Below are 25,584 nucleotides of genomic sequence, written 5' to 3' on the forward strand. Positions count from 1 at the left end.
GCTCCGGATCTCGAGTTCTTGGGTATGCTTCCTTTGCCGCCACCTGAGTGCCGGTGCCCGTGGGCAAAGTTGGCGTCCGCGGACCCCACCCTAGTGGCAATCCGCATCGACATTTTCTTTTGAGGTATTTTGATAGTCACTTCCTCCTCTCGGCCAGCCAAACCGGTTGAGAACCGCTTCTCCATGCCGATCTCGATGTCGACCATGTTGAGCCAACTGGCGTGCTTGGGCGCATAGTGGAATTCGATGCGCCTGAGCAGGCGGCGCGCTTCCGATGACGGGAAGGCCGCATAGAGGACGGCGGGCGTGTGTCGACAGATTGACCAGCACGATCTGATGTACTCGGCCTTTGGGAAGTGGAGATCGACGAGTGCATGCAGAGCGCGAAGTCATCGGAGGTTCGCCGCTCGGTCACCTTGACGTTCCCCCATGACCGATGGGCATCGAGGCAAACGAAGAGATTGGCGGTGCCGTTGCGGCGATACTTCGTAATCGATACGCTGCGGCTTTCGCGATGCGGCGCCGTTCGGCTGGCGAAGTTCGCCGATGAGCTGGATCGGGCTCTTGTCGAACAAACGACCGGTCGTCGGGGGATCGGGAGCTGAGACGCTCGAGGCGCAGCGCCAGATGACGCATGATCCCGTCCGGTTGCAGATTTCCGACGCCGAATTCCACCACGCCATCTGTCGGGCCGGCGGCAATCCGCTTCTGGCCGATTTTCTGCACAAGATGTATTCGTTCGGCCTGGAATTCCGCCGCCGGGGCTTTTGGCGAAGGGCGCCGTGTCACTGAGCGTCCGCGATCACACCCGAATACTCGACGGCCTTGAAAAGCGCGATGCCGCCGCAGCCGTTGGAGCAATGGAGAAACACCCTTATCAGAATCCGCCGCAAGACGCTGGATGGGATGAACTCCTGATCGGATTACGGCCATTTTCCTGGCGCGATGGATCGGCACCAAGTTCAAGGCCAGGATACTGCGCGTCGACGCGCTTCATATCGGTGGTGAATTCGGTATCTATCCAATCGCAGATCTCGGAAACTACAGGAGTCTCCTGCTTGCGGGCGATGACCAGTTCGCAGGTCCGGCCGGTCTTCATGACCGGGCCTACCGGCACCAGGACACCGCGCGCCAGGTGATGCGACACGACGTTGAGCCAGCCGAGAGCGACGCCCTGCCCGAGCAGGGCGGCCTGGACCACGACTGTATAGTCCGAAAACTGCAGCCCGCCCGCCGTGCCATTTGCCGTGTTCTCCGAAAACAGGCCCGACCAGTCCGGTTCTGCCGTGCTGAGATTGATGATCCTGTCGAGCGCCGGCATGAACGTGCCGGTGGGCGCCTGTTTTTCCGGCAGGTGAGGAGCGCGGATCGGCACCAGCAATTCCGGCATCAGCTTGCGCGCGACGTGCCGGGCGTTGCTGCCATGATCGAAGCGCATCGCAATATCGACACCGTCCACGGCTCCGCCAAGCGGTCCGCTGATCAGCTGAAAGCGGATATCGACTTTCGGGAATCTCGACTGGAACAGCGCTAGCCTGGGCATGAACCAGTGCGTGGCGAAGGCAGACGACACCGAAAGAACCACTGTCCGCATTCCCGACTGCCTTGACTGCTGCACCCGCAGGACTGTTCGCTCGATTTCGTCGAAGCTGCCCGAAATTCCCGAAAAAAGCACGCTGCCCTGCTCCGTCAGGACGGCGCCGGAAGCGGTCCGGTGGAAAAGCGCGACGCCCAGATGGGCCTCCAGCCGCCCGATCGTGCGACTGACAGCCGGGCCGGTGACGCAAAGTTCCTGTGCGGCACGAGCAAAGGTCCCGCAGCGTACGGCCGCCTCGAAGGTCACGAGCGCATTGAGCGAAGGAAGCAGGTGTCGAAGGCGGGACATTACAAAATGTAAGCTCCCCGATCAGCATTTGTGGAATTGCGGCGACGCATCCTCTTCTGTTCATTGAACGCAAGCTTCCGCCGGTCGGAAGCCGGTTTCAGCGAGGAAGAGAGGCAGGTCTGATGTCCTTCAAGCAATTCAAAATTTTGACATTCGACGTCGTGGGGACGCTCATCGATTTCGAGAAAGGCATTCTCGACGCGTTCCGCTCGATCGGGGGAAAGGCTGCCGAGGGGCTGAGCGACGACGATCTCTTCGCCCCCTATCTTGAAGGGCGCGTCGATCATCCCGGCCGCTCCAGCCAGGTGATGGCGGACGTCTACCTCCATGTGGCCCATAAGCTCGGCCTGCCTGCGGACCAGCGCTCGGCCGACGCTTTCCAGATTGCCGTGCTGCGCTGGCCGGCATTCGAGGATTCCGCCGAGGCACTCAAGCGGCTGCGCCGGCATTTCCGCCTGGTCGCCATGACGAACGCCGACCGCGTTGCCTTCAGCGCCTACTCGCACACGCTGGGGACCCCTTTCCACGACGCCGTCACGATGGACGACGCCAGATGCGCCAAGCCTGACCCACGCTTCTTCTCGCATAATCTCGGGCGGCAATCCGCCTTCGGCTATCGCCAGGAGGACATGCTGCACGTTGCACAGAGCCAGTATCATGATATCGGCGTTGCCCGCTCGCTCGGTTACAAGGTCTGCTGGATCGAGCGGCGGATGCACCTGGAAGGCTATGGCGGCACACCGCATCCGGGCGAAGTGACGAAGCCGGATTTCCATTTCGCCACACTGCGCGACCTCGCCGACGCCGTCGAGCGGGAATAGCTCCGCCGGCGCCCAAGGGAGGACGATGCCGATGCAGGACCTGGCACATCCACGATCGCTGTGGCTGGAAACGGCCTCGCCGGCGCCGCCGCCGGTCGCGCTTGGAAACGCGGTCCAGGCCGATATCGCCATCATCGGCGGCGGATATACCGGCCTCAATGCCGCCTTGCGCGCCATCGAGCGCGGCCTGCATCCCGTCGTTCTGGAAGCGGTCGAAATCGGCTGGGGCGCTTCCGGCCGCAATGGCGGGGTCGTTTCCACCAAGTTTCGCGCCTCGCTAAGCGACATCGCGGCGCACCATGGGCTTGAAGCGGCGCGGCGCATGCACCGCATCGGCCATGATGCGATGGATCGCGTCGAACGGAATATCCAAGAACTGGGTATTGCCGACGCCGGCTTCATCCAGACCGGCAATTTGCGTTGCGCCCACAACGAACTTGCCCAGAAAAGGCTCGTGGCCGAAGCGGAGACGGCGCGGGGTATGTTCGGCGATGCCAGCCTGACCATACTCAACGCCAGCGCGGTGCGCGAGGAAACCGGTTCGGCCGATTTCGTCGGCGGCGTGCTTTCCACCCATGCCGGCATCGTTCATCCGCTGAACTATGCGCGGGGGCTTGCCGGCGCAGTGCGCAGCGGGGGCGGCGAGATCTTCGAGAATTCGGTCGTGGTGGCACGCCGGAAGGACGGCGACCGCACCGTTTTGACGACGGCGCGGGGCCAGGTCGCAGCCAGGCATGTCTTGATCGCCACCAACGGCTATTCCGACATTACCGCCGCCACTGCGCCGGTGCGCGGAACGGTGATCCCCTTCCGCAGCGCCATGATCGCGACCGAGCCGCTTGGCGCCGACCTCAGGGCCACGCTGATGCGGCACTGCCGCAGCTACAGCGAGACGCGGCGCATGATGCGCTGGTTTCGACCCGCCGGCGACCGGATGCTGTTCGGCGGGCGCGGGGCCTTCGGGCGCGAAGATTCCGCCTCCGCCTTCCAGGCGCTCGAAAGGGCGCTGAAGGAGATGCTCCCCCAGCTTGCCGGCACCGCGATCACCCACCGATGGTCGGGGCTCGTGGCCATGACCATGGATAGCCTGCCGCAGATCGGCATGCTCGACGAGCGGACCGGTTTCGCGCTCGGCTACAACGGGGCCGGCATCGCCATGTCGGGCCTCATGGGCCGCCGCGCCGTCGACCTGATGCTGGGAGACAGGCCGGAACTCAGCCTGATGCAACGCAACGAGCCGCAATCCATCCCCTTCTATTTCCTGCGCGAGCCGGCGGTGCGCACAGTGGCGGGCTGGTATCAGTTTCTCGACCGCATCGGCCGCTGACACCGCCGGCGCGCGCACCGTCACAGCGCGCTGCATATGCGCAAGGCGTCCAGCACCGCGGCATGGATGTTGCGGCTCGAAACCGCGTCGCCGATACGGTGCAGTTCGAAGCCGCTTTCCCGCAGGCGCGGTTGCGGCGCCGCCTTAACCATGGCGTCGAGATCGGTGACGCCATCATTCGCCGAGTGGCTGCGCAGCGCAAAATAGGTTTCGTCCATGGGAATGCTGCCCTGCTCGACGATGACCTGGTCGACAAGGATACTCGTCACCTCCCGCGAGATTTCATTGACAAAGCTGGCTTCCAGCCGGTTGTCCTTGCGCTGAACCGCGAAGAGTCGGCTCTCGAAGACTGGCCTCACGCCAAGCTGCAGGAAGCGCTTCTTCCAGCGCAGCCGCTCGGCATAGGTCAGTTCCTCCGAAAGCTGCGCGTCGATCGAGACATAGGCGACCTCCGCACCTGCATCTCTGGCTTGTTCGGCGGAAAGCGGGCCTGGATGCCGTCCGGTTCCGTCGTAAATCAGCACTTCGCCATGCAGCGGCACCTGTCCGGTCAGGACGTCCCATGTGTTGAGACAGAGTTCCGCGCCCTCCTGCAGGTCGATCTGCGGCAGGCCGCCCGTGGCGAGGATGACGACATCCGGTTCAAGCGCGGCGATATCGGCGCTTTCCATATAGGCGTTGGTATGGACGGCAACGCCGAGACGCTGCAGTTCGGCTTCGCGCCACTCCACAATGCCCATGAGGTCGCGACGCCAGGAGCCGGTCGCGCCGATCCGGATCTGCCCGCCGAGATCGCCAGCCGCCTCGTAGAGCGAAACGGCATGGCCGCGCTCGGCGCTGATACGCGCCGCCTCCAGGCCGGCCGGTCCGCCGCCGACGACGACTACCTTGCGGGCAGGTCCGTCAGTCTTCTGGATGATGTGGCGCAGCGTCAGTTCGCGGCCCGTCGCGGCATTGTGCAGGCAGGAGGGGCGATACGGCGACTGGCAATGCGTGGCGCCAACGCAAGGGCGTATCTCGGCCTCGCGGCCGCCGGCGAGCTTCTCCACCAGATGGGGGTCGGCGATCTGGGCGCGCGTCATGCCCGCCATGTCCAGCCTGCCTTCCGCCACCGCGAAGCGAGCCGAAGCGACATCGGCAATGCGCGCGGCGTGAAAGACGGGCAACCCGACCTCGTGGCGGAAGGCGCCGACCGGTTCGATCCATGGAGCCAGCGGCGAGCCCATGCCGGGCATGTTCTCCTCCGCAAGCGCGCGTGTCGTATCCATCGTGCCGTAAATGGCATTGAAGAAGTCAACGCCTCCCCCCGCCTTGAGCATCAGGGCCGCCTTGACGCATTCCTCGAAGTTCAGGCCGCCATCGGGGCCTTCGTCGACGACAAAACGTATGCCGACGAGGAAATCATCCCCCACGGCCTTGCGGATCGCTTCGTGGACCATCAGGCCGAAACGCAGGCGGTTCTCAAGCGCGCCGCCGAAACGATCCGTGCGGCGATTGGTCAACGGCGACAGGAATTGGCCGATCAGGTGCCCGGCCGCCAGGGTCTCGATCCCGTCCAGACCGCCTTCCTTGCAGCGCAGGGCAGCCTGGGCGTAAGCCTTCACGACACGGTCTATGTCGTGCTCGTCCATCTCCTTGGGGATGCTGCGGTGGAGCGTCTCGCGCACTGGCGAGGGTCCGATCGTAGAAAGCCGGTCGCCGGCATAAGGATCGCCGCGGCGGCCCAGATGGGTGATTTGGCACATCAGCGCCGCACCGAGATCATGCATGCGCGCGCTGAAGCGCTGGAAGTGCGGGATGATCGCGTCGGTGCCGACATTGAGCTGCCGGAAGATGTTGGGGGAATCCAGGTCGACGTTGGACGAGCCGCCGAACATCGATAGCGCCAATCCGCCGCGCGCCTTCTCCTCGTGATAGCGCTGATAAGCTTCCTCGGGCATGCCGCCGACTTCCAGGCCACAGGCATGACTGGTGCTTATGATACGGTTGCGCAATGTCAGCTTCTTGATGGTCAGCGGCTGCAGCAGCGGATCCCTGGTAATGGTCTTGACCGGCCCGTTCATTTCATTCTCCTGCCGAATTCCGGCCGAGCACGATCGCTCGCGCAGACGGATCGGTCCGCGCGTCGCCGTTGCCGGCCTGTTGGTTCAATTTCCGAGGCCCAAGGGTCTTGGGCCTAAACTCCTAGTCCGAGGGCCTGCGGCCCTAAAGAACCTGACTCAGGAACTGCCTCGTCCTGGGATCCTTCGCCTTGGTGAAAAACTCGTCCGGTGGGCCGTGCTCCACGATCACGCCCCGGTCGGTGAAATAGATGTGGTCCGCCACCTCGCGGGCGAATCCCATCTCATGGGTGACGAGGATGCAGGTCATGCCCTCTGCCGCCAGTTCCCTGATCGTGAGCAGCACCTCCTTCACCGTCTCGGGATCTAGCGCCGCCGTGACTTCGTCGAACAGCATGATGTCGGGGCGCATGGCCAGGCTGCGCGCAATGGCGACGCGCTGCTGCTGGCCACCCGACAGTTCTCCCGGATAGGCGTTTTCCTTGCCCTGCAGGCGGACTTTGGCGATCAGCGCGCGGGCGCGCTCCTCGACTTCCCTCTTCGGCTCCTTCAGCACCAGGACCGGCGCCATCATGACGTTCTGCAGGGCCGTCTTGTGCGGGAAGAGATTATATTGCTGGAACACGATGCCGACTTTCTTGCGCAGCGCGAGAAGATCGAGCTTGGTGTCGTTCACCTCCTGCCCTTCGACCTTGATCGAGCCCTTCTGGACAGGACTGAGCCCGTTGATGCAGCGGATCAGCGTCGATTTACCCGAGCCGGACGGGCCGATGACGCAGATCACCTCGCCTTTGCGGACATCGAAGCTGATCCCCTTCAGCACCTCCAGGGCGCCGAAGGACTTGTGCACGTCGCGCAGCGATATGATCGGCATGTCCGGCGACCAGCCTGATTTCAGCTTTGCTTCGTCGGTATTCGATTTAACTTGCAACGACATATTTTCGCTCGAGCTTCCGCGTCCAGATTGCGATCGGATAGATGTAGGCGAAGAACAGGCACAAAAGAAAAAGATAGAACGGAATGAGGAATTCCGGCCGCGCGCCCGCCGCTTCCATGGCGGCCTGGGCATTGCCGACCGCCTCGTGCACACCGAGGATCGAGGCCATCGGCGTCGCCAGCGCCAGCAATGCGTACCAGTTCATCCATGGCGGAATGGCGCGCCTGACGCATTGCGGCAGGATGATCCAGCGCAAGGTCTGGCCACGCGTGAAGGCAAGGCTCTCCGCCGATTCCCACTGACCCTTCGGGATGGAGTTGATGGCGCCGCGCAGCACCTCGCTGATATTGGCCATCACCGGTAGCGAAAAGGCGAAGGTGGCCTTGATCCAGTCCGGTATCGCCACCGTTCCGGCGCCGGGCAGGCGCATCTCGAACGGCACCAGCAGCATGACCGTGAACAGGATCACCAGCCACGGCGAATTGCGGAACAGATGCGTCACGAACCATGCGGGCGTTCGCAACAGCTTCGAGCGGCTGACCCGCAGCAATCCCAGCCCGATCCCCAGAAGGGTTGCGACCGCCATGGCGATGAAGCTCATCAGGAGATTGAGAGCGAAACCCTTGAGAATGAAAGGCAGCCACAGGATCAGCGTGGCGATGGCCGACGGGGCCTGCTGCTGGGGGTCCGATTGGGCATAGGCGAAGGCAAGCGAGCCGAAGAAGGCGAGCACCAGCCACAGCCCGTGCCGCCAATGGATGCGCGAGCAGAAGCTTTCTTCTGCGAAGCGGCCCCTTTCGATACGGAAAGCCGCGCCGCTCATTGGCCGTATCCCGGCAGGGTCAGCCTGTGCTCGATGAAATGGAGCCCGGCGGCCAGGAGCGAGACGACGAGCACATAGAACAGGAACAGGAGCAACATCATCTCCGGCACGTTCACATTGTCCGACCACACCTGGTTCAGCGTATAGGTCATCTCCGGGACGGAAATGACGTAGGCGAGCGATGTCGTCTTGGCGAGACTGACGAGATTGTTGGTGAGGGCCGGCAGGCTGATGCGGAAGGCCAGCGGTAGGGTGACATACAGGTATATCTGCCACTTGCTCATGCACAGGCTCTCGGCTGCTTCCTTCGTCGATCCCGGCACCGCCTCCAAGCCGGCGCGGAAGATCTCGACATTGAAGGCGCCGCCGAAAATGCCGAGCGAGATGATCGCCCAGGCGAAGGACGAGATCAGCGGCTGGTAATAGCCGCCAACATCGACCTGCGGCGTGAAGGCGCCGAGAGCGAAATAGAAGAACAGGAGCTGGATCATCGGCGGCGTGTTGCGGAATGCCTGGATATAGGCATCCATCAGCACCCGCAGGACGGGAGACCGGGCGCTTTGCGCCCAGGCCCCCAAGACGCCGATCACCAGCGACACGACGATCGACCAGAAGATCAGCTGTAGCGATATGCTGATGCCGGACAGGAAGCGCCCATATTCATAGCTGTCGTAGAAGACGATGAAATTGAGGCCCGTGCGGTCGTAGAGATCCTGGAAGAAGGGCGCGATCAACTGGAACATTTTAGCTCCGGCAGCCGGTCATCGATCAGCGTTTCGCAGAGCATCGGCTCAGTTGCCGCCCTTCAGGTAGCTCGTGTCCCACTCAGCCTTCTTGTGCTGCTCGGCGATCCACTGCGACGGCTTCACCTTCCATTTCTTTTCAAGCTCGACCAGCTTTCCGGACGCTTGCCAGCGATAGGCCATGCCTGCCATGAACACGCCCAAGGCCTTGTCCACTTCCGCCACGGGCACCGCGGCCGCCCAGGGATTGTCGAAGAGAACGGAAACAGGCATCTCATAACCCTTCCACTCGCCCGAAGCGAGGTCGGCCATAATGCTCGCATCGTCATAGACCCAGGCGATGCACTTGCCGGAGCGCAAGGCTTCCTTACCCTCCGTGTTTCCGGTGAAGGCGACGACCTTGGCGTGATATTCCGTCTCCACCAGCTTGTTGTAGTAGACGCCCTGCTTGGCGCAGACCGGCTTGTCGGCGATGTCCTTCCAGTCCTTGATGACACCCTCCTTGGCCAGCAGGGTCGGACCGGACGTCCAATAGGCCGGCTCGATGATGCCGACCGCCTTGCGCCGCTCAGTGGTGTCGTACATGCCGCCGATGATGACGTCGATCTTGCCCTGCTGCAGGAACTGCATGCGGTTGGCGGACGTGACCACGACCGGCTCAAGCTTGACGCCGAGCGCATCGGCTACCGACTGGGCGAGGTCCACCTCGATGCCTTGCATCGAACCATCCGGCGATGGGAAGGACCAGGGCTTGAACGCGCCGAGAACGCCGACACGCACGGCGCCTCGTTCCAGAATCTGCTGCAGATGCGATTCGGCCGCCTGCGCGCTGCTGGCGGGAAGGATCGCACTTGCGGCCAGCGTGACTGCAAGGGCGGCGATGGTTTTCAGTGCTGATCCGATTTTCATGCTTCTACATCTCCCATTTTGTGTGTTGTCGGCTGAATTGGAAGGTCCGATGCGGCGCGGAACGCCGTCTTCTGGTATCGGATGAACCCGTCGATTTCACTGACGGTCCGCTCCGGCGCCCAGCCGACCAGATCGGCAATGGCATCGGCAGCCTCCTCAACCTCGGCGCGGTCGAGATGGCGGCGCCAGGCGAGGCCTGTCCTCGTATAGAGAATACCTTTCAGGTCGCGGGCATGCTCGACCGAAACCGCTGTGCGGAAAGCGGCGCGCCTGCCTTGCGAAAGCGGCCTCGAAATTGCGAACTCCGCACCGCTGTCGCCTGTCTCCGGGATCCGCCTCGCCACGGACTTGCGCGTCGGCTTCAGTTGCTTCTCGACGATCCGCAGCATCTCGCGCCCTGCGCTCAGATGGCTCATGACCGGCCCTGCCGTCATCGCGAAGATACCCGGCCTGCCGGCAGATGCGAGATCGTGGATCTGACGCGTGCGCCGCCCCATCGGCTCGGCTGCATCGAAGGTGAGCGGCCGCACGCCGGCCCAGGTGAATTCGACGTGGCGGCGGCCGAGCCGCAGGCCGGGAAGCATGTGACTGGCTTCCGCAAGCAGGAAATCGATGTCTTCGTTGGTGGCTGCGGCACCGGCGGCGTCGCCGTCGAAAGGCGTCTCCGTCGGCCCGAAATAAAAGCAGTCGTCATGCGAAGGCAGACAATAGAACGGCATACCGCTGCGGTTGATCGTGGCGATGCCGTAGCCGCGATAGGAATCCGGCAGCCTGACCGCGATATGAGCGCCCTTGGTGCCGCGAACAAGGCAGGGCGCTGGCTTGCCGGCGACGGGATTGGCGTTCACCGCGTCCACCCAGGTGCCGGCCATGTTCAGCACGACGGACGCGCGAACCTCGGCCGCTTCCCCCTTACCGTCGCGCAGTTCGACGAGCCAGCCTTCCGGCTTCCTACGTATAACGGAAGCTTCGCAGAACAGGCGTATTTCGGCGCCGTTTCGCTCGGCGTCGAGGGCGGCATCCACGCACAGCCTGTCCGGCCAGTCCATGATGTATTCACGGTAGGTGGCAATCGACCGCAGACTTTCGGGGTCCCGCAGGTCGTTTGCGAATGGCAGGTGGGTTTCGAAATCACTCTTCAGCCGACGATAGGCGAGCGCCGGTTCCGGTGGCCCGAGACGGCGCAGGATGCGGAAACCGAGATCCAAATGCCAGCCGCGGACGGGGCTCTCCGGATAAATCGGAAAGCACATGGTGAAGGGCTTGCACCGTTGCGGGCTCCGCCCGACAAGTTCGGTTCGCGCTTCCATCCCCGCCCGCGCCATGCGCAAGGCCGCGGCGAAGCGCTGCGGATGAAACGCAAAGGTGCGGATCGGGTTGGGCGTTTCGAAATATCGAAGGCCGCAATGCAGGATGCGCGAGGATCGGCTGGAGGCGCCGGCGGCGAAATCGCTCCTGTCGACCAGGAGGACGCTGTAACCCGCTGCGGCCAGTTCTCGCGCCGCGCTCGAACCGTTGATGCCGGCGCCGACCACGACGACATCGTAGTCCCGGCCCTGCATCTCGATAATTCTAGGCGACATTGGCGGCCTGTTTTCCTGGACGGTCGATCACGCCAATAAAGCGCTGATACCGAAATGTTCAAAATAGAATTATCGGCGATTGATATGCGTAGTGTGCATATCGTCCTGGTCCGGCAATTGTCTCAGGATCCGATCGCGCTTTTGCGCCATCAGCTCCAGCAGGGCATCGGCGGCGGGGTTGGGCCCGCGCGACTCCGGGCGCAGCAGGGCAACGTTAAACGGGATCTTCGGCGCGAAGGGGATCAGCCTGACCCGGTCGTCCAACTGCTCGACCGCGGTGTAGGGATCGATGATCGCAATACCGATCCCGTGCTTGACCATTTCATAGGCCGACACCGAAAAGGTCGTCTCATAGGCGGCATCCACCTTGACGCTACTGGACAGCAGCGCCTGATCGAGGAGATGCCGTGCCGAGACGAAGGAAGTCCAGGAAATGAATGGCCCCTGGCGCAGGTCGGCCGGGCCGAGCCGGCTGCGCCCGGCGAGCGGATGATCGCGCGGAACAGCCGCGATATAGGGCGCGTCACTGAAGACTTCGGTCCGGAACCCGGAGCGCTTGAACGGTGTTTCCGCCAGTCCGAAATCAATCTGCTGCGCGGCCGCCCATTCCTCGATCTTGACGGACATGCGCACGTTCAGCGTGACCTTGGTCTTCGGCCAGTTCTTCCTGAAATCGGCCAGCAGATGCGGCACGAAATTGATGCCCAGCGCCGGCATGACCGCAAGGCTGATCTCGCCGCCTTCCCCGCTTGCCAACCGTGCTGCGAAGCTGCTCAACGCGTCCAGCGAGACATAGGCTCGCTCGATCTCGTCGAGTAACAGGTGTGCCACGGTGGTCGGCGTGATCAGGCCCCTGCGGCGCTCGAAAAGCGAAACGCCAAGCTCGTATTCCAGCTTGTCGAGAAGCCGGCTGACGGCCGGCTGGCTGCGCCCCAGCAATTCGGCCGCGCCGCTGACGGTGCCGGTGAGCATGACGGCGCGAAATGCCGAGTAGTGCAGAAGGTTCAACGTACTTGTCATGGCGCACCGGTCTTCCCCGGACTCCCTGCAAAGCCATTCGTCCCGTAATCGCGATTCCCGCGATCGCGTACCGGCTGTGTAGCATCTATCCATCAGCAGGCTGTCATTATCTTTGACGGCTTCAAGGCGCGGACTGTCCTGCAAAGAGGGCATGAAACACTGCCTCTGGTGGCAGGTGGGCCCGATATTGGGTCAAGCGGGCGGATCAATGTGCAGCCGATGGGCGATAGCCTCCCGGGCGGAAGCAGCCTCCTGCCGCTTCCTCTGCGCCGACCATGAGCGCGCCTTGGCAAGCACCTCGGCTGCCAGGTCCACGTCTTCGCCAAGCGGGTCGTCGTTCCAGACGAGGCCGCTGCGGCGTACCAGCAGATCGTCGATGGTCTCGGCATGCTCGCTCTCCACGCCCCGTTGCATGATCGAAAGCTTGTCCTCGCGTGAGCTGTTCCCGGTTTCGCGCGGAACGCTCCTGGAAGCGAAATCCGGCTGCTGGCTCGGCCGTGACGGTGCCAGTCCCTTGCCCAGTGCCGTCAATGCGAGCTGCCCTGCCGAGCGATGGCTCATGATCGGCCCTGCCGTCATGGCGAACAGGTTGGGCGCTCCTTCAGGACCGAAGTCATGCAGTTGCCGCGAACGTGCGCCCATGGGCTGCGCCGGATCGTAAGTGAGCGGCCGCACGCCCGCCCAGCCATAGAGAATGTCGGACCGCCTGATATCGAGCGTCGGCAGGAGATGATTGGCTTCGCCGAGCAGGAACTCGAAATCCTCCTCGGTCGGATGGATGTCGTCGGGATCGCCGTCATACAACGTTTCGGTCGGTCCGAAATAATGCAGGCCACGCCACGGGATACAGTACAGCCCCTCATTCAGCCGGTTGAGCGTTGCGATGCCGAAACGGCTGCATTCGGGCGGCAGGCGGACCACGATATGCACGCCCTTGGTGCCGGTGATGCGACGACCGATCCGCCCAGCCTCGACGCGCGCATTAATGCGGTCGATCCATATCCCGCCCATGTTGAAAACACTGCGCGCGACGACGTGAACGGGCCGGGCGGCAGCATCCAGCGTATCGCCGAGCTCCAGCTGCCACAGATCGCCCTGCTGCGCCGCATGGGTGACTTCGGTATAGTTGCGTACCGACGCACCCAGACGCTGCGCTTCCAGCACCGCATCCACCACCACCCGTTCGGGCCAGTCGAACTGGTATTCGTCGAACATGGCGACCGACTGGAGCGCCTGCTTGTCGCGCAGATGCTGGAGAAGCGGCATCTGCGCCACTTCTGCGCCCGATAACCGGCGGTAATTCAGCGGCACCTCGCGGCCGCCCAGGGATTTCAGGATGCGGAACGCCGCATCGATCTGCCACCCGCTATAAGGGCCTCCACGGTAGACGGGAAAGCAGAACCTCATGGAGCGTATACGGTCGGGCGTGTCGCGGACGAATTGCGCCCGTGACTGCATCGCCGCCCGGGCCATCCGGCACGCGGTCAGGAAGCGCTGCGGCTGGCGCACGAATTCCCAGACGGATTTTCCGGGCGCGAGATAACGCAGACCACAATGAAGGAGCCGCGAAGACCGTCCGCTGGCGCCGGCGGCGAAATCACTCTTGTCGACGAGCAGCACCGAATAGCCGGCAGCACTGAGGCAACGCGCTGTTTCGGCGCCGTTGATGCCGGCACCAACGATGGCGACGTCGAAGACTGATCCGGAAAGTTCATCGAGTGAAAGGCGCATGATATCCCTGCTTGTTTGCAACTATGGATCCGCTTGGCGCAGGCGCCCGCGCCGGGCCGATCGAACCAAGAGTTGAAAAAAATCGACCGGAGGACCGCGTCCACCGGTCTCAAAATGGAGCTTTTCCGTCTCCGGCCGGCGGCTCGACAAAGGCTGTCTGTCGACCGCCAACCGGCCTGGCGGCGCGCCTGTCGCGTTGAGACTACTGGCTGTCCATTTTCGTGTTGTCAGCCTCAAGCAGCTTTTCGTGTTCGGCTTCGAACCACGGATCCGCGACCACTTTCCATTTCTCGGCAAGTTCGATGAGCTTGCCGGAGGCATGCCAGCCATGGCTCATGCCGGTCATGAATTTTCCCCAGATGCCGTCGCGCTCCTCCAGTGGAACGCCTGCCGCCCAATAGCTGTGATAACGGGATTTCAGGGGCATTTCGTAACCATCCCAGCCTTCGGTTCTCAACGACTGCTGGATCGCCGTATCGTCCGACAGCCACGCTGCGCATTTGCCGCTGCGCAGGGCCTGTTTGGTTTCCGTATTGCCGGAAAAGGAAATGATCTTGGCGTCATAGGCCTGAGCGATCACGGTATTGTAGAAAAGGCCTTGCTTGGCGCAAAGCGGCTTGCCGCTGAGATCCTCCCAACTCTTGATCAGTCCGGCCTTGGCCATGACATTGGCGCCCGATACCCAATAGGCTGGCTGCACCATCCCGACGACCTTGCGTCGCTCCGGCAGGTCGGACATCGCCCCGAGGATGAGGTCGATCCTTCCCTGCTGCAGGAGTTGCATGCGGTTGGCGGATTCGATCTGAACCAGTTCCAGCTTGACGCCCAGCTTTTCGGCGACATCCGCAGCGAGATCAGGCTCGATCCCGACGAGCCTGCCATCGGGGTCACGATAGGACCAGGGCGGATAGGCACCCTGCACTCCGACCCGCAGCGTGCCGCGTTCAAGGACTTCCTTGAAGCGATCATTGGCCGCGTCCGCCTTTGCGGCAACTCCCGCAAGGACCGCGCCAGCCACGACGGCGATCGACGTGAACTTCACCCATAAATCCATTGCCCAATCCTCCCATTGCAATTATTGGCGACAAATGTCGCGGTCCGGCGATTGGTCACCGCCTCATCAATCGGACTTCGCGCCGATCCCATTGTCAAATAAGGGGAATTATGGACGCTATGCAGTTCCGTTATAGGCTGCAAAGGAGAGGCGGCTTGAACATCAGGCAACTCGAAGCCTTCAAGGCAACGATGACTGCAAAGACCACCATCGGGGCCGCGGAGCTTCTCGGCGTTTCCCAGCCGGCCGTAAGCCGGCTTCTGGGTCAATTGGAAACATCTTTGTCAGTGACCCTGTTCGACCGGTCCGGCGGGCACCTCAATCCCACGCCGGAAGCCCTCCTGCTGCATGAGGAGGTTCTTCGTGCCTTCGTGTCGATCGACAAAATCCGCGAGATCGCCCGCGAAATGCAGGTCGCCAATTCCGGGATGGTCTCGGCGGCGTCGCTGCCGATGCTGGCAATGGACTTCATGCCTTCGGCGATCGCCCGCTTCACGGCAAGCCGGCCGGAGAGCCGCATTTCGCTGCGTATCCAGATGTCGCCGCGCATAGAAGAACTCGTCGCCAGCCAGCTTGTGGATGTCGGCATCGCCGAATATCCCTTCGACCGCTCCGGCATCGAAATCGAGGAATTCTGCTCCGCGCATTATCTGATGGCGGTTCCAAGCCATCATCGGCTGGCGCAGAAGGCACGGCTGACGCCGGAAGATTTACGCGACGAACGCTATATCTCCATCACCCACAATCATCTGGGGAGGCAACTCGCCGACCAGATTTTCGACCGCTACGGCGTTAAGCGCCGCATTGTCCTTGAAGCCCAGCTTTTTAGCACCATCGCCAACATGGTGGCCAAGGGGCTGGGAATCGGATTGATCGACCCCTTCACGGCGTTCGATTTTCGCGAGCATCCGGGAGTGCGCTCCATTCCCTTCGAGCCCGCGGTCAGCCTGCGTCTCGGCATGCTTTATCCGACACACCGTTCCCCCTCGCGCGTCGCGCGCGAATTCATTTCCAGCCTCAAGGCATCGCGCCGCGATGTCCTGCGTCAGATCGACGATATCTTCCACCGCAATTGAAGCCGGGCGCGCATCTATGCCGATCCGGCATAGCCCTATGCCACGCGCGGCTGCCTTCTCCTGTTATTGTCGCGGCGAAGGATCGGGCAAGGAACATAGATGGGCACCTTTCAAACGGACGTGGCCATTGTCGGTGGAGGAATTGTCGGCTGCTCGACCGCTCTTTCCCTAGCCCGCAAAGGGAGGTCGGTAACAATCTTCGAGCGCGGCAAGATCGCTTCCGAACAATCCAGCCGTGCCTGGGGTTTCATCCGCCGGCAAGGACGGCATGAAGCCGAGCTGCCGCTCGCGGTCGAAGCCTTGGAACTGTGGGCGGACTTGACCTCGAGATACGGCACACAGGCGACGCAGTTCACCCGCAGCGGAATCCTGGTCCCCGCGGAAACCGCTGCCGATGAGGATCGGATCCGCAGCGGCCACGATATTGCGCGCAGCTTCGGCCTTTCGACGCGCCTGCTGGATGCCGCGGACGTTCGTCAGACAATCCCCGAATTGGCTGGGCAATGGCGCGGCGGACTTTTCACCGCCGACGACGCCCATGCCGATCCGGCTCTTTCGACCCGGACCATCGCGGCTGCGGCACGCGAAGCCGGAGTCACTATCCTGGAAGATACACCGGTTTTCCGGCTCGACCTCGACAGGCAGGACAGACCGAGGCTCCTGGCGTCTAACGGGATCTTCGAAGCAAAAACCGTCGTTTTGGCAAACGGCATCGGCGCACCGGTGCTGGCCGCTTCGGCCGGCCTGCACCTGCCTATCCAGATCGTCAAATCCTCCGTCGGCCGCACCCGGAAGGCAGCACCCTTCACCCGCATCGCGATGTGGGGTCCCCGCGTTGCATTCCGCCCCTCTATGGGCGGCGATTTCATTATCGGTAACGGCTATCGCGGCATGGGAGTCGATTACGAAATCACCGTCGACTCATTTCGCTGCATGCGCCATTTCATACCCGCCTATCGCAACAACTGGCGTCAACTGCACCTCAGCATCGGAGCCGATTTCCGTCATCAATTAGCCGCGCGCTTCAGCCGCCGCAATGCCGTGCAGGCGCTGCCGGAGCCGAAGCCCAATATGCGCAAGGTGATGGCCAACCTTGCTGGCTTCCGGCAGATCTTTCCGCATCTGAATACGATCGAACTGCAGAACGCCTGGGCCGGCAGGCTGGATATCACGCCCGACGTCATTCCAATCATCGATCGGCCCAAGCCAGAGCTCGAACTCTTCGTGGCGGCCGGCTTCAGCGGCCACGGCTTTGCGCTTGGACCTTCCATCGGCAAACAACTCGGCGAATGGGTCACACAGGGCAGCCCCTCGATCAATCTTTCCGCCTTTGCTCTTTCCCGGTTCGAAAAGGGCATCGTTCACAAAGCGCAACAGGCGCTTTGAGATCGTGTTCGTTCACGCGGCCTCGCCTTAGACTTAACGGCGGAGCCGGGCTTGACGGACTTGTCAGACAGGCCGGAGCCGAGCTCACCGCGATAGGAAGCGCGGCCGGCAGCATGCGGCTCGCCGGCCGCGCCGAGGACGCCCTGCGCGACCCCTGGTACCTGCGCCCGGCCGGCGCCGATCCCGGCCCCGCCGGCGCGGTTCTTGGCGCCTGGCGGCAGCTGTCCGTGCAGCCGCCCGCTGGCAGCGCCGACCGACTCGAAAAGATCGTCGACCAGCTCGGGCTCCATTGCCACCGCGCGGCGCTCGCCGACCTTTGCACGGAGATCGAAAAACTGGCGGGATCGCAGCGGCCGGTGCCGTTCGCTGCAACGGCAATCGCCGCCCGCGTCGCCGCGATTCGGCCCGACCCCGAGCTTTTGGCCTGGTGGCTTGCCGACCTGGTGCTGGCAGCACCAGCCCACCCTGGAGGCTGTCGTTTCCTGTGACAACTCAAATCGCTTGCAGTATCGTTCCCGGCGTCGGCTGAAGCCGATCCGGACCCGCAAGAGTAAATACCTGAGTAACCGGATCGAACAGGACCATCGGCGCATCAAGCGCCGCATCGGGTCAATGCTCGGCTTCAAATCACCGGGATCAGCCGCGATCATCCTAAACGGCATCAAAATGGTTCACATGATCAGCGGCGGTCACGCGGTGCCTGATTGATCGGCGCGGCTCCAGCATCGTTGGCGGTAGCATTGGCCAAAGCCGGGCGCATCGATCGCCATGTGTGGCATGACGGGTCTGCGTGAACCCTGGATGATGCGGCGGCGTTATAAGATTTCTGCAACTGTCTTATAACCACCGCTTGCGTCGCTTGAGTTCATCCTGTTATAAGAGAAACTCATTTTTCTTATAACGGAGCCGGCGCATGAAGACGGTCGATCTCGTTTATCGCACGATGTATGCGGAACTCGTTCAGCGCTGCCTTGGTGCATCGTTCGAAACCGACTTCTCAACGGCGGGAAATTTCGTTCGGGTTCCGGTGAAGGGGCGGGATTATTGGTATTTTGAGGAGACCCAACCCAAGAAGACGCGGAAGTATGTCGGCCCGTCCGATGATCCCGAGATCGCGAAACGCGTTGCAGCCTTCCAAGAGATCAAGGAAGACCTCCGCGGGCGACGGAAACTCGTCTCCACGCTGACTCGCCAAGCAGGGCTGACTGCACCGGACCGGTTCACTGGCGATGTCGTTGGAGCAATGGGAGCAGCAGGAATCTTCCGCCTGAGAGGCGTGCTCGTCGGTACGGTTGCCTTCCAGACGTATGCGGGACATCTCGGCGTGAGATTGCCCGGTGCCTCATTGCAAACCGGCGATGCCGATTTCGCGCAGCACTACTCGATCTCCTCGTCAGTCGACGACAGCCGGCCGCCGATCTTGGAAATCTTGAGAGAGATTGACCCGACCTTCAGGGAGATCCCGCACAGATCGGATCCCGCACACGCGACGCAATTCGAGAATGCAACGAGATACAAGGTCGAATTCCTCACGCCGAACCGGGGATCCGATCACTACACCGACCATGCCACTCCGATGCCAGCACTGGGCAGAGCTTCGGCGCAGCCCTTGCGTTTCCTTGATTTCCTCATCCACGAGCCCATCCGGACCGTGATGCTGCATCGGTCAGGGGTGCCTGTAACCGTGCCGTCGCCGGAACGCTATGCAGTTCACAAGCTCATCGTCGCCTCTCGCAGGCAATCAGATGCAAACGGCGTCGCCAAGCGCGAAAAGGACGTCTATCAGGCCAGCCTCCTTATCGAGGCACTGGAGGCCACCCGTCGCCAGGACGACCTTGCAACAGCGCTCGCGGAAGCGTGGGGCAGGGGGCAGCACTGGCGCGAGGCGATGCTGAAGGGGCTGAGCCTGATGCCGCCGAAGAAACGACAGGAAGTTGAGGAGACAGTCAGAAAGGCCCTTGTCGAGATCGGCGAGGAGTTGGACGGCTTCAACTCGGCCGTGAAGTCGTCGCCAGAAAAAAGTGCGACCCGAAAGCCGCCCTGTCGCTTGGACTGAGGAATATCCTCGTTGATCAGGATCGCGTACGAGGGAATATACCGTAGCTGAGGTCTGTTCGCCGTGTTCGTCTAAAACAAGGCACTAAGGAACTATAAGCTGGATTGCCTCGGGCGATCGCTTGCCTACCTGGCCAATACGGTAAAGAACCCTGCCTGACCAGCCGGAAAAGTGCGTAGATCGCACCACGACCGCAGCGGCCGTATGGTGGTTTTGCGTCTTCACCACGCTGGCGAGTTGGAGCGCGACCTGACCCGTGAATGCGCCAGCTGGTCTTCCTACCGCCAGAGCACGCGGCCGCAAAGGCGGACGGAAATTCGCGCTCACCAAAGCGCGGATACGCCTCGCCCAAGCTGCCACGGGCCCGCCAGTTCCGCAATAGCATTCCGAACAGCCCGATCGACGAGAATGCTGCGCTTCGGTGGAGACGAGCGTTTGCTTTTTTCAACCCATAGCCGTGCCAGACAGCTCTACCGACCCTGCGGGGAGCCGCGCAAAAGTGTACCAATTATAGATCTGCTCGCCCGTCCAGAATGCCACGTCGCGATGAGAGGAGATATAATCCAGCAATTCCTCCAGATAGCCAATCCGATGCGGAACACCGCTAAGATAAGGATGGACGCTGATGGACATGATCCGGGGCGAGGTCGCGCTCTCCCGATACAGCCGGTCGAACTGGCGCTTGCCGCGCTCGAGCAGTTCCGCCGACGAGTGCTGCGCCACAGCCATTATTGCGACATCGTTAATCTCCACCGTATAGGGGAGTGTCACCAGCCGGCCGGCCGTCGTCTTCAGTTCGCAAGGCAGGTCGTCCATTACCCAATCGGCGACGTACCGAATTCCTTCTTCAGCGAGGATGTCGGCCGTGTCCGAGGTCTCCGTAAGCCCTGGGCTTTCCCATCCCACCGGCGGCTTACCGGAAATCTTGGACAGCGCGCCGATTGTGCGCCGAATTGCAACGCGCTGGTCTTCGAGGTTGTGCATCGGCCCTTGGAGCCAACCGTGACCCATCAGTTCCCATCCGGCGTCGTGCGCGGCATGCGCGATCCTGGGATAGACCTCGCACACTGATCCATTGATGGCCAACGTCGGAACAATTGTTCGGGATGTCAGGCTCTCGTGGATGCGCCAGAAGCCGACCCGCATGCCGTATTCGTGCCACGACCAATTCGGAATATCGGGTAGCATCGGCATGCCCATCGGCGGCGGCAAGACGGTGCGCGGCATCGGCCGCCTCGCGTCCCAATGTTCGACATTGACGATCAGCCACACCGGCATCCTGACGCCGTCAGGCAATTTCAGCGGCTGTCTATCGACGATGGCCTGGTAGTCTATTCGTTCGCGAGGGCTCAGCGGCATGCGACGGTCCTAAGGGCTTGGAACGCACTTGGATTGATCAGCTTCATAGGGTGACTCGCCGTCAACCCAGTCGCACCACCAGTGGGCCGATACGTATAGACCTCCACCACGCCGCCGCCAAGCGGATGCAACGTGGGGCGCCTTGGCTTGGCACAAAGGACGACCAGTTGCACAAGCAAGCAGACGCATGATGATGTTTAGCCTTGTTTGATCGTCAGCCCGCCGTCTACCAGCAAAGTCTGGCCCGTCACGTATCGCGCTGCGTCGGAAGCCAGAAACAGGATTACATCCGCCACCTCGTCGGGTTCGCCGATGCGACGCAATGGAATGGAAGGAGCCTGAGCCACCAGCCGCGCTTCACCCATCGAGTGCTCCTCGGAGAGGGATTGTGCCGTGCGGATGAAACCGGGCGCGACGCCGTTGACCCGGATCCCGTCGCCGCCCAACTCGGCGGCCAAGCCTCGCACCAAACCCAGAACGCCGGCTTTGGCGGCGGAATAATGGACATGCTCGGCCCAGCCATAGCTCATGCCTGAAATCGACGATACCGCCACGATGGCGCCTTTGCGACGCTCTCGCATGCGCGGCGTGGCAGCGCGTGCCATCCGGAACACGCCTTTTAGGTCAATGTCGACTGTGATGTCCCACTTGGCATCGCTCATCTGCGCCAGCGGCACCTTGTGGGCGATACCCGCATTGGCCACCACGACGTCCACGCCGCCATACTGCTTGTCGATTTCCCCCACGACGTCGTCGACCTGATCCGATCTGGTCACATCGAGTTTGCGGAAATAAGCATCCCCGCCGCCCGCCTTGATCTCTTCGGCCACCTGCTTGCCTTCGGTCTCGAGAATGTCGGTCACGCAGATTCTGTAGCCAACCCTGGCGAAAGCGAGGGCCGTGGCGCGGCCAATGCCGATGCCGGCGCCGCTGATGATTACGGTAGGCTTGGTCATGACGATCTCCCGGACACTGCGTGGTTCGATGCGATTGTGGACATGAGGCGCATCACTCGATGACGCCGATCTTGCCGTGTTCCAGCGAAAGAAACACCGCAAGGATGAGAATTAGGCCGGTGATGATCTTCTGCTTCTCGCACGAGATGCCGAGAATGATCAGGCCATTGCTCCGCATGGCCATTATGAGGGCCGATATCACACTGAGTTCGAAGGAGGTTGCGGTTGTCGGCGTCGCCGCACCCAATCTTGCGGCGACGACGCGCGAAGTCACCGAAGCAGTCTGCAACGCCATAGGCGGGTGCAACGTCCTGACAGGCTGAAAACTGTCGTTCGGCACGGCCGGCGTCTCGCTCACGGCTGGTGCAATTGTCGGAACAGCTTGAACAGTTCGGCTTTCTTCTCGAAGCCGACACCGGGAACATCGGGTAGCCCGACATAGCCATCTTCGACCGCGATGTCGTCGGCGAAGCCGCCAAAGGGCTGGAAAACGTCGGGATAGGATTCGTTGCCGCCCAGATGCAGCCCTGCGGCAATGTTGAGCGACATCTGGTGTCCACCATGCGGCACCACGCGTCGTGACGACCAGCCAAGCGCCTTCATCACCTCCAGCGTGCGCAGGTATTCCACCAGGCCATAGGAGAGGGCACAGTCGAACTGAAGATAGTCGCGGTCGGGCCGCATGCCGCCGTAGCGCAAGAGGTTGCGCGCATCCTGGTGCGAGAACAGGTTCTCGCCTGTCGCCATCGGCCCACCGTAGTGGTTCGCCAGTTCCGTCTGCAACGCATAGTCCAGCGGATCGCCGGCCTCCTCGTACCAGAACAGGCCGTATGGCTGCATCGCCTTGGCATAGGCGACGGCGGTCTTCAGGTCGAAGCGTCCGTTGGCATCGACAGCCAGATACTGGCCCCCACCGACCACCTCCAGCACGGCCTCGATGCGGCGCAGATCCTCATCCAGGGGCGCCGCGCCGATCTTCATCTTCACGACCTTGTAGCCGCGGTCGAGATAGCCCCGCATCTCCGCCTGAAGCTTCGAGTGATCCTTGCCGGGATAATAGTAGCCGCCTGCCGCGTAGACCCAAACTTTCTCGTCCGCCACGCCCGCCCGGTAACGGTCCGCCAGCAGGCGCCACAGCGGGACGCCGGCGACCTTGGCGACGGCATCCCAGACGGCCATGTCGATGGTGCCCACCGCCACGGACCGTTCGCCGTGGCCTCCGGGCTTCTCGTTGGTCATCAGCGTCTTCCAGATGGCGAACGGGTCAAGGTTGTCGTTCTCATGGTCGATCAGTGTTTCGGGATCGGCCTCGAGGACGCGCGCGAGGAAACGGTCGCGCATCAGCGCGCCCTGCCCGTAGCGGCCATTCGAGTTGAAGCCGTAGCCAACCACCGGCTTGCCATCACGCACCACGTCGGTGATCACGGCGACGGCCGAGCAAGTCATCTTCGAAAAGTCGATATAGGCGTTGGCGATGGGGGAGGCGATCGAGACGGTCTTTTCCCTGATGTCGACGATGCGCATGCTTGGTCCTATCCTTCGAGTGCCTCCGCCACCGCCTTGCCGCAGGTGACGGTATCGGCCTTGCCCCCGAGATCACCGGTGCGGGTGGCTTCGCTCTTCAGCGTGGCTTCGATGGCTTCCACGATCGCGCGGCCAGCCTCCTCGTGACCAAGATGGTCGAGCATCATGGCGGCCGTCCAGATCTGTCCGATCGGATTGGCGATGCCTTTCCCGGCGATGTCCGGAGCCGAGCCGTGTACCGGCTCGAATAGCGACGGAAAGCGGCGTTCCGGGTTGATGTTGGCCGACGGGGCGATGCCGATCGTGCCGGTGCAGGCGGGTCCGAGATCCGAGAGAATGTCGCCGAACAGGTTCGATGCCACCACAACGTCGAAACGGTTCGGATTGAGCACGAAATGGGCTGCCAGAATATCGATGTGGTACTTGTCCCAAGAGACATCCGGGTATTGGGCGGCCATCGCCTCGACGCGCTCGTCCCAATACGGCATGGTGATCGAGATGCCGTTGGATTTGGTGGCCGATGTGAGGTGCTTGCGCGGACGCTTCTGCGCCAGATCGAACGCATAACGCAGGATGCGATCGACGCCGACGCGCGACATCACGGTTTCCTGGATGACGATCTCGCGCTCCGTGCCCGGATACATCCGGCCGCCGATAGATGAATATTCGCCCTCGGTGTTCTCGCGCACGACGTAGAAATCAATATCGCCGGGCTTGCGGTTGGCGAGCGGCGAGGGCACGCCCGGCATCAACCGGACGGGGCGCAGGTTGACGTATTGGTCGAACTCGCGGCGAAACTGCAGCAGCGATCCCCAAAGCGAGATATGGTCGGGAACCATGGCCGGCCAGCCCACCGCGCCGAAGAAGATGGCATCATGGTTTCCGATCCGGGACTTCCAGTCCTCCGGCATCATGCGGCCATGCCTGGCATGGTAATCGCACGACGCAAAGTCGAAATGGTCGAGCTGTAGGTCGATGCCGAAGCGCCTTGCCGCCACTTCCAGTACACGAAGTCCCTCGGGGACGACCTCCTTGCCGATCCCGTCACCGGGAATGACCGCGATCCTGTGCTTCTTTGCTGACATCATGGTTCCTCGGCTGCAGGAATGGGACGGCGGCGATGGACGGCCGCCTTACGGAAATCAGGCGGTGGAAGAGCGGGCATCAGCCGCCGAAATATTCGATCTCCTGGCGCAGGCGTTCGCCCTCGATGCCCATGCCGAGCAGGACGGCCACGAGCACTCGTGCTTTCTGGCCGCTCAAGTCGCCGGCAAAGATCACGCCCCCGTCGGAGAGTGTCTTGCCGCCGCCATTGCCATAAATCGGCTTGACCCGGCCGCGCTGGCAACGACTGGTCATGATGACGGGAGTACCATTGGCGACAAGCGACGTCGCGGCGGCAGTGACGGCGGGCGTCGCGTTACCCCGCCCGAAACCCTCCAGAATGATGGCCTTGGCACCATCCTGGGCGGCGAAGCGGATGTAGCGGTCACCGATCCCCATGACCAGCTTGATAAGATCGACATCAGCGACAATGCCTTTTGCGTCGTAGGTGCGGCGCAGGACCGGCTTGCGGTGCAATACGATGCGGTCGCCGTCCACTTCCCCGAGCTTGCCGTGCTCGTAGGAGATGAAGGTATCGGTGCGTGAACTGTGCGACTTGCTCACGTCACGCGCAGCATGGAATTCCTGCTCGAAGCAGATCATCGCGCCCAGGCCCCGCGCAGTTTCGGACGCGGCTAGCCGGATGGCATCCGTGAGGTTGCGTGGGCCGTCGGGGTTCGCCTCATCGGCCGCGTGCTGTGCGCCGGTGAACACTATCGGCTTGTTAGTCGCGACAAGGAGATCAGCCAAAAAGGCGCTTTCCTCCATCGTATCGGTCCCGTGGGTCACCACGACCCCATCGAAGTCACCTTGAAGGTGGTGTGAAATCCGCTGGGCCAGTGCAAAGCCGAGCGGGAGGTCGATGGCATAGCTGCCGACGTTGCAGAACTCGTCGATGGCGATGTCAATGCCATCGAGCGGATCGTGCAGCATGGCGCGCAACTCCGATCCTGTGACGCTTGCGGTGACATGTCCGCTCTCGGCTTCCAGCTTGGATGCGATCGTCCCTCCTGTTGTCATCAGACAGATTTTTCGCATTTCGGTTCCTCGCTGCCGTACCCGACGTTGAATAATTTGGTCAGACCAAGAAATCAAGAAGCTATTTTTTTGTGCATGAAATGCACGAATTTTTCGCATTTTTTGTGATTGACGGTCAGGCCAATTTGTCCATTAATGTCAGTTACGCTCTTTGGTCTGTCCAAAAGCGGAAAGATAACGAAGCGTATTCGC

The 25,584-nt window shown here is 62.1% G+C and carries 23 protein-coding genes and 3 pseudogenes; 9 read left to right on the forward strand and 17 right to left on the reverse strand.

Going from position 1 to position 25,584, the window contains the following annotated elements; translation table 11 throughout:
• Positions 1-182: 182 nt before the first annotated feature.
• A pseudogene (locus tag LB547_RS21955) lies at positions 183-602 on the reverse strand (transposase); the annotation flags it as partial.
• 25 nt (positions 603-627) lie between these two features.
• Between LB547_RS21955 and LB547_RS21960 the strand changes: the two are divergent.
• The gene (locus tag LB547_RS21960) at positions 628-792 is read left to right on the forward strand and encodes an FCD domain-containing protein (protein ID WP_246672837.1); all 165 of its coding nucleotides are present in this window, start codon (positions 628-630) and stop codon (positions 790-792) included.
• 85 nt (positions 793-877) lie between these two features.
• Here LB547_RS21960 and LB547_RS21965 read toward each other — a convergent pair whose 3' ends face one another.
• Complete coding sequence (locus LB547_RS21965) at positions 878-1,885, reverse strand: LysR family transcriptional regulator (protein ID WP_140523218.1); 1,008 nt, start codon at positions 1,883-1,885, stop codon at positions 878-880.
• A 122-nt stretch (positions 1,886-2,007) separates the two neighbouring features.
• Between LB547_RS21965 and LB547_RS21970 the strand changes: the two genes are divergently transcribed.
• The gene (locus LB547_RS21970; RefSeq protein ID WP_140523221.1) at positions 2,008-2,706 is read left to right on the forward strand and encodes an HAD-IA family hydrolase; all 699 of its coding nucleotides are present in this window, start codon (positions 2,008-2,010) and stop codon (positions 2,704-2,706) included.
• A 31-nt stretch (positions 2,707-2,737) separates the two neighbouring features.
• Positions 2,738-4,033, forward strand: coding sequence for an NAD(P)/FAD-dependent oxidoreductase (locus LB547_RS21975; RefSeq protein WP_140523224.1), 1,296 nt, complete (start codon positions 2,738-2,740; stop codon positions 4,031-4,033).
• Between the two features lie 20 nt (positions 4,034-4,053).
• Here the strand turns inward: LB547_RS21975 and LB547_RS21980 are convergent, their stop codons facing one another.
• From LB547_RS21980 to LB547_RS22020, 9 genes are all read right to left on the reverse strand, one after another.
• Positions 4,054-6,096 (reverse strand): NADH:flavin oxidoreductase, encoded by a 2,043-nt coding sequence (locus tag LB547_RS21980; protein WP_140523226.1) that lies wholly within the window; start codon positions 6,094-6,096, stop codon positions 4,054-4,056.
• A gap of 142 nt (positions 6,097-6,238) precedes the next feature.
• Positions 6,239-7,030 carry an amino acid ABC transporter ATP-binding protein gene (locus LB547_RS21985; RefSeq protein WP_281405127.1) on the reverse strand — a complete coding sequence of 264 codons (792 nt, stop codon included), beginning with the start codon at positions 7,028-7,030 and terminating at the stop codon, positions 6,239-6,241.
• On the reverse strand, positions 7,014-7,853 hold the full coding sequence (locus tag LB547_RS21990) for an ABC transporter permease subunit (RefSeq protein ID WP_140523229.1): 840 nt from the start codon (positions 7,851-7,853) through the stop codon (positions 7,014-7,016). The genes LB547_RS21985 and LB547_RS21990 overlap by 17 nt, the downstream gene beginning before the upstream one ends.
• Positions 7,850-8,596 carry an amino acid ABC transporter permease gene (locus LB547_RS21995; protein ID WP_140499588.1) on the reverse strand — a complete coding sequence of 249 codons (747 nt, stop codon included), beginning with the start codon at positions 8,594-8,596 and terminating at the stop codon, positions 7,850-7,852. Before LB547_RS21995 ends, LB547_RS21990 begins: the two co-directional genes overlap by 4 nt.
• Positions 8,597-8,644: 48 nt before the next feature.
• Positions 8,645-9,505 carry a transporter substrate-binding domain-containing protein gene (locus tag LB547_RS22000; protein WP_140523232.1) on the reverse strand — a complete coding sequence of 287 codons (861 nt, stop codon included), beginning with the start codon at positions 9,503-9,505 and terminating at the stop codon, positions 8,645-8,647.
• Positions 9,502-11,088: an FAD-dependent oxidoreductase gene (locus tag LB547_RS22005; protein WP_140523234.1), complete on the reverse strand. Its 1,587-nt coding sequence runs from the start codon at positions 11,086-11,088 to the stop codon at positions 9,502-9,504. The genes LB547_RS22000 and LB547_RS22005 overlap by 4 nt, the downstream gene beginning before the upstream one ends.
• Positions 11,089-11,157: 69 nt before the next feature.
• Positions 11,158-12,252 carry a LysR substrate-binding domain-containing protein gene (locus tag LB547_RS22010; protein WP_224684691.1) on the reverse strand — a complete coding sequence of 365 codons (1,095 nt, stop codon included), beginning with the start codon at positions 12,250-12,252 and terminating at the stop codon, positions 11,158-11,160.
• Between the two features lie 48 nt (positions 12,253-12,300).
• A complete protein-coding gene (locus LB547_RS22015; protein WP_140523237.1) occupies positions 12,301-13,839 on the reverse strand; it encodes an FAD-dependent oxidoreductase in 1,539 nt (512 codons plus the stop codon).
• A gap of 202 nt (positions 13,840-14,041) precedes the next feature.
• The gene (locus LB547_RS22020) at positions 14,042-14,893 is read right to left on the reverse strand and encodes a transporter substrate-binding domain-containing protein (protein ID WP_140523240.1); all 852 of its coding nucleotides are present in this window, start codon (positions 14,891-14,893) and stop codon (positions 14,042-14,044) included.
• A gap of 155 nt (positions 14,894-15,048) precedes the next feature.
• Between LB547_RS22020 and LB547_RS22025 the strand changes: the two genes are divergently transcribed.
• The 6 genes and pseudogenes from LB547_RS22025 to LB547_RS32670 all read left to right on the forward strand — a co-directional run.
• Positions 15,049-15,969 carry a LysR substrate-binding domain-containing protein gene (locus LB547_RS22025; protein ID WP_181165427.1) on the forward strand — a complete coding sequence of 307 codons (921 nt, stop codon included), beginning with the start codon at positions 15,049-15,051 and terminating at the stop codon, positions 15,967-15,969.
• Positions 15,970-16,068: 99 nt separating this feature from the next.
• Positions 16,069-17,355, forward strand: a complete 1,287-nt coding sequence (locus LB547_RS22030; protein ID WP_140523245.1) for an NAD(P)/FAD-dependent oxidoreductase — start codon at positions 16,069-16,071, stop codon at positions 17,353-17,355.
• Entirely contained in the window at positions 17,259-17,843 is a 585-nt protein-coding gene (locus LB547_RS22035) for a DUF1403 family protein (RefSeq protein WP_140523247.1), read from the forward strand. Before LB547_RS22030 ends, LB547_RS22035 begins: the two co-directional genes overlap by 97 nt.
• A pseudogene (locus LB547_RS22040) lies at positions 17,812-18,063 on the forward strand (DDE-type integrase/transposase/recombinase); the annotation flags it as partial. The gene LB547_RS22035 and the pseudogene LB547_RS22040, both read left to right, overlap by 32 nt.
• Before the next feature lie 205 nt (positions 18,064-18,268).
• Positions 18,269-19,411 carry a GSU2403 family nucleotidyltransferase fold protein gene (locus LB547_RS22045; protein WP_140523249.1) on the forward strand — a complete coding sequence of 381 codons (1,143 nt, stop codon included), beginning with the start codon at positions 18,269-18,271 and terminating at the stop codon, positions 19,409-19,411.
• Positions 19,412-19,504: 93 nt separating this feature from the next.
• A pseudogene (locus LB547_RS32670) lies at positions 19,505-19,769 on the forward strand (hypothetical protein); the annotation flags it as partial.
• 86 nt (positions 19,770-19,855) lie between these two features.
• Here the strand turns inward: LB547_RS32670 and LB547_RS22050 are convergent.
• The 6 genes from LB547_RS22050 to LB547_RS22075 all read right to left on the reverse strand — a co-directional run bounded on the left by LB547_RS22050 (position 19,856) and on the right by LB547_RS22075 (position 25,392).
• Entirely contained in the window at positions 19,856-20,770 is a 915-nt protein-coding gene (locus LB547_RS22050; protein ID WP_140523252.1) for a polysaccharide deacetylase family protein, read from the reverse strand.
• A 197-nt stretch (positions 20,771-20,967) separates the two neighbouring features.
• A complete protein-coding gene (locus tag LB547_RS22055) occupies positions 20,968-21,726 on the reverse strand; it encodes an SDR family NAD(P)-dependent oxidoreductase (protein WP_140523255.1) in 759 nt (252 codons plus the stop codon).
• A 52-nt stretch (positions 21,727-21,778) separates the two neighbouring features.
• A complete protein-coding gene (locus tag LB547_RS22060; RefSeq protein ID WP_140527984.1) occupies positions 21,779-22,084 on the reverse strand; it encodes a hypothetical protein in 306 nt (101 codons plus the stop codon).
• The gene (locus tag LB547_RS22065) at positions 22,081-23,250 is read right to left on the reverse strand and encodes a mandelate racemase/muconate lactonizing enzyme family protein (RefSeq protein ID WP_140523261.1); all 1,170 of its coding nucleotides are present in this window, start codon (positions 23,248-23,250) and stop codon (positions 22,081-22,083) included. Before LB547_RS22065 ends, LB547_RS22060 begins: the two co-directional genes overlap by 4 nt.
• 8 nt (positions 23,251-23,258) lie before the next feature.
• On the reverse strand, positions 23,259-24,335 hold the full coding sequence (locus tag LB547_RS22070) for a tartrate dehydrogenase (protein ID WP_140523264.1): 1,077 nt from the start codon (positions 24,333-24,335) through the stop codon (positions 23,259-23,261).
• A gap of 79 nt (positions 24,336-24,414) precedes the next feature.
• The gene (locus LB547_RS22075) at positions 24,415-25,392 is read right to left on the reverse strand and encodes an asparaginase (RefSeq protein ID WP_140523267.1); all 978 of its coding nucleotides are present in this window, start codon (positions 25,390-25,392) and stop codon (positions 24,415-24,417) included.
• Positions 25,393-25,584 lie beyond the last annotated feature (192 nt).

Source organism: Mesorhizobium sp. B264B1B (genome assembly GCF_020165765.1).
Classification (GTDB): domain Bacteria; phylum Pseudomonadota; class Alphaproteobacteria; order Rhizobiales; family Rhizobiaceae; genus Mesorhizobium.

What these genes read in the sequence shown, in the direction of transcription:
- LB547_RS21960 (WP_246672837.1), top strand. Translation starts at nt 628, where the DNA reads ATGACGCATGATCCCGTCCGGTTGCAGATTTCCGACGCCGAATTCCAC.
- LB547_RS21965 (WP_140523218.1), bottom strand. Translation starts at nt 1,885, where the DNA reads ATGTCCCGCCTTCGACACCTGCTTCCTTCGCTCAATGCGCTCGTGACC.
- LB547_RS21970 (WP_140523221.1), top strand. Translation starts at nt 2,008, where the DNA reads ATGTCCTTCAAGCAATTCAAAATTTTGACATTCGACGTCGTGGGGACG.
- LB547_RS21975 (WP_140523224.1), top strand. Translation starts at nt 2,738, where the DNA reads ATGCAGGACCTGGCACATCCACGATCGCTGTGGCTGGAAACGGCCTCG.
- LB547_RS21980 (WP_140523226.1), bottom strand. Translation starts at nt 6,096, where the DNA reads ATGAACGGGCCGGTCAAGACCATTACCAGGGATCCGCTGCTGCAGCCG.
- LB547_RS21985 (WP_281405127.1), bottom strand. Translation starts at nt 7,030, where the DNA reads ATGTCGTTGCAAGTTAAATCGAATACCGACGAAGCAAAGCTGAAATCA.
- LB547_RS21990 (WP_140523229.1), bottom strand. Translation starts at nt 7,853, where the DNA reads ATGAGCGGCGCGGCTTTCCGTATCGAAAGGGGCCGCTTCGCAGAAGAA.
- LB547_RS21995 (WP_140499588.1), bottom strand. Translation starts at nt 8,596, where the DNA reads ATGTTCCAGTTGATCGCGCCCTTCTTCCAGGATCTCTACGACCGCACG.
- LB547_RS22000 (WP_140523232.1), bottom strand. Translation starts at nt 9,505, where the DNA reads ATGAAAATCGGATCAGCACTGAAAACCATCGCCGCCCTTGCAGTCACG.
- LB547_RS22005 (WP_140523234.1), bottom strand. Translation starts at nt 11,088, where the DNA reads ATGTCGCCTAGAATTATCGAGATGCAGGGCCGGGACTACGATGTCGTC.
- LB547_RS22015 (WP_140523237.1), bottom strand. Translation starts at nt 13,839, where the DNA reads ATGCGCCTTTCACTCGATGAACTTTCCGGATCAGTCTTCGACGTCGCC.
- LB547_RS22020 (WP_140523240.1), bottom strand. Translation starts at nt 14,893, where the DNA reads ATGGATTTATGGGTGAAGTTCACGTCGATCGCCGTCGTGGCTGGCGCG.
- LB547_RS22030 (WP_140523245.1), top strand. Translation starts at nt 16,069, where the DNA reads ATGGGCACCTTTCAAACGGACGTGGCCATTGTCGGTGGAGGAATTGTC.
- LB547_RS22035 (WP_140523247.1), top strand. Translation starts at nt 17,259, where the DNA reads ATGGGTCACACAGGGCAGCCCCTCGATCAATCTTTCCGCCTTTGCTCT.
- LB547_RS22045 (WP_140523249.1), top strand. Translation starts at nt 18,269, where the DNA reads ATGAAGACGGTCGATCTCGTTTATCGCACGATGTATGCGGAACTCGTT.
- LB547_RS22050 (WP_140523252.1), bottom strand. Translation starts at nt 20,770, where the DNA reads ATGCCGCTGAGCCCTCGCGAACGAATAGACTACCAGGCCATCGTCGAT.
- LB547_RS22055 (WP_140523255.1), bottom strand. Translation starts at nt 21,726, where the DNA reads ATGACCAAGCCTACCGTAATCATCAGCGGCGCCGGCATCGGCATTGGC.
- LB547_RS22065 (WP_140523261.1), bottom strand. Translation starts at nt 23,250, where the DNA reads ATGCGCATCGTCGACATCAGGGAAAAGACCGTCTCGATCGCCTCCCCC.
- LB547_RS22070 (WP_140523264.1), bottom strand. Translation starts at nt 24,335, where the DNA reads ATGTCAGCAAAGAAGCACAGGATCGCGGTCATTCCCGGTGACGGGATC.
- LB547_RS22075 (WP_140523267.1), bottom strand. Translation starts at nt 25,392, where the DNA reads ATGCGAAAAATCTGTCTGATGACAACAGGAGGGACGATCGCATCCAAG.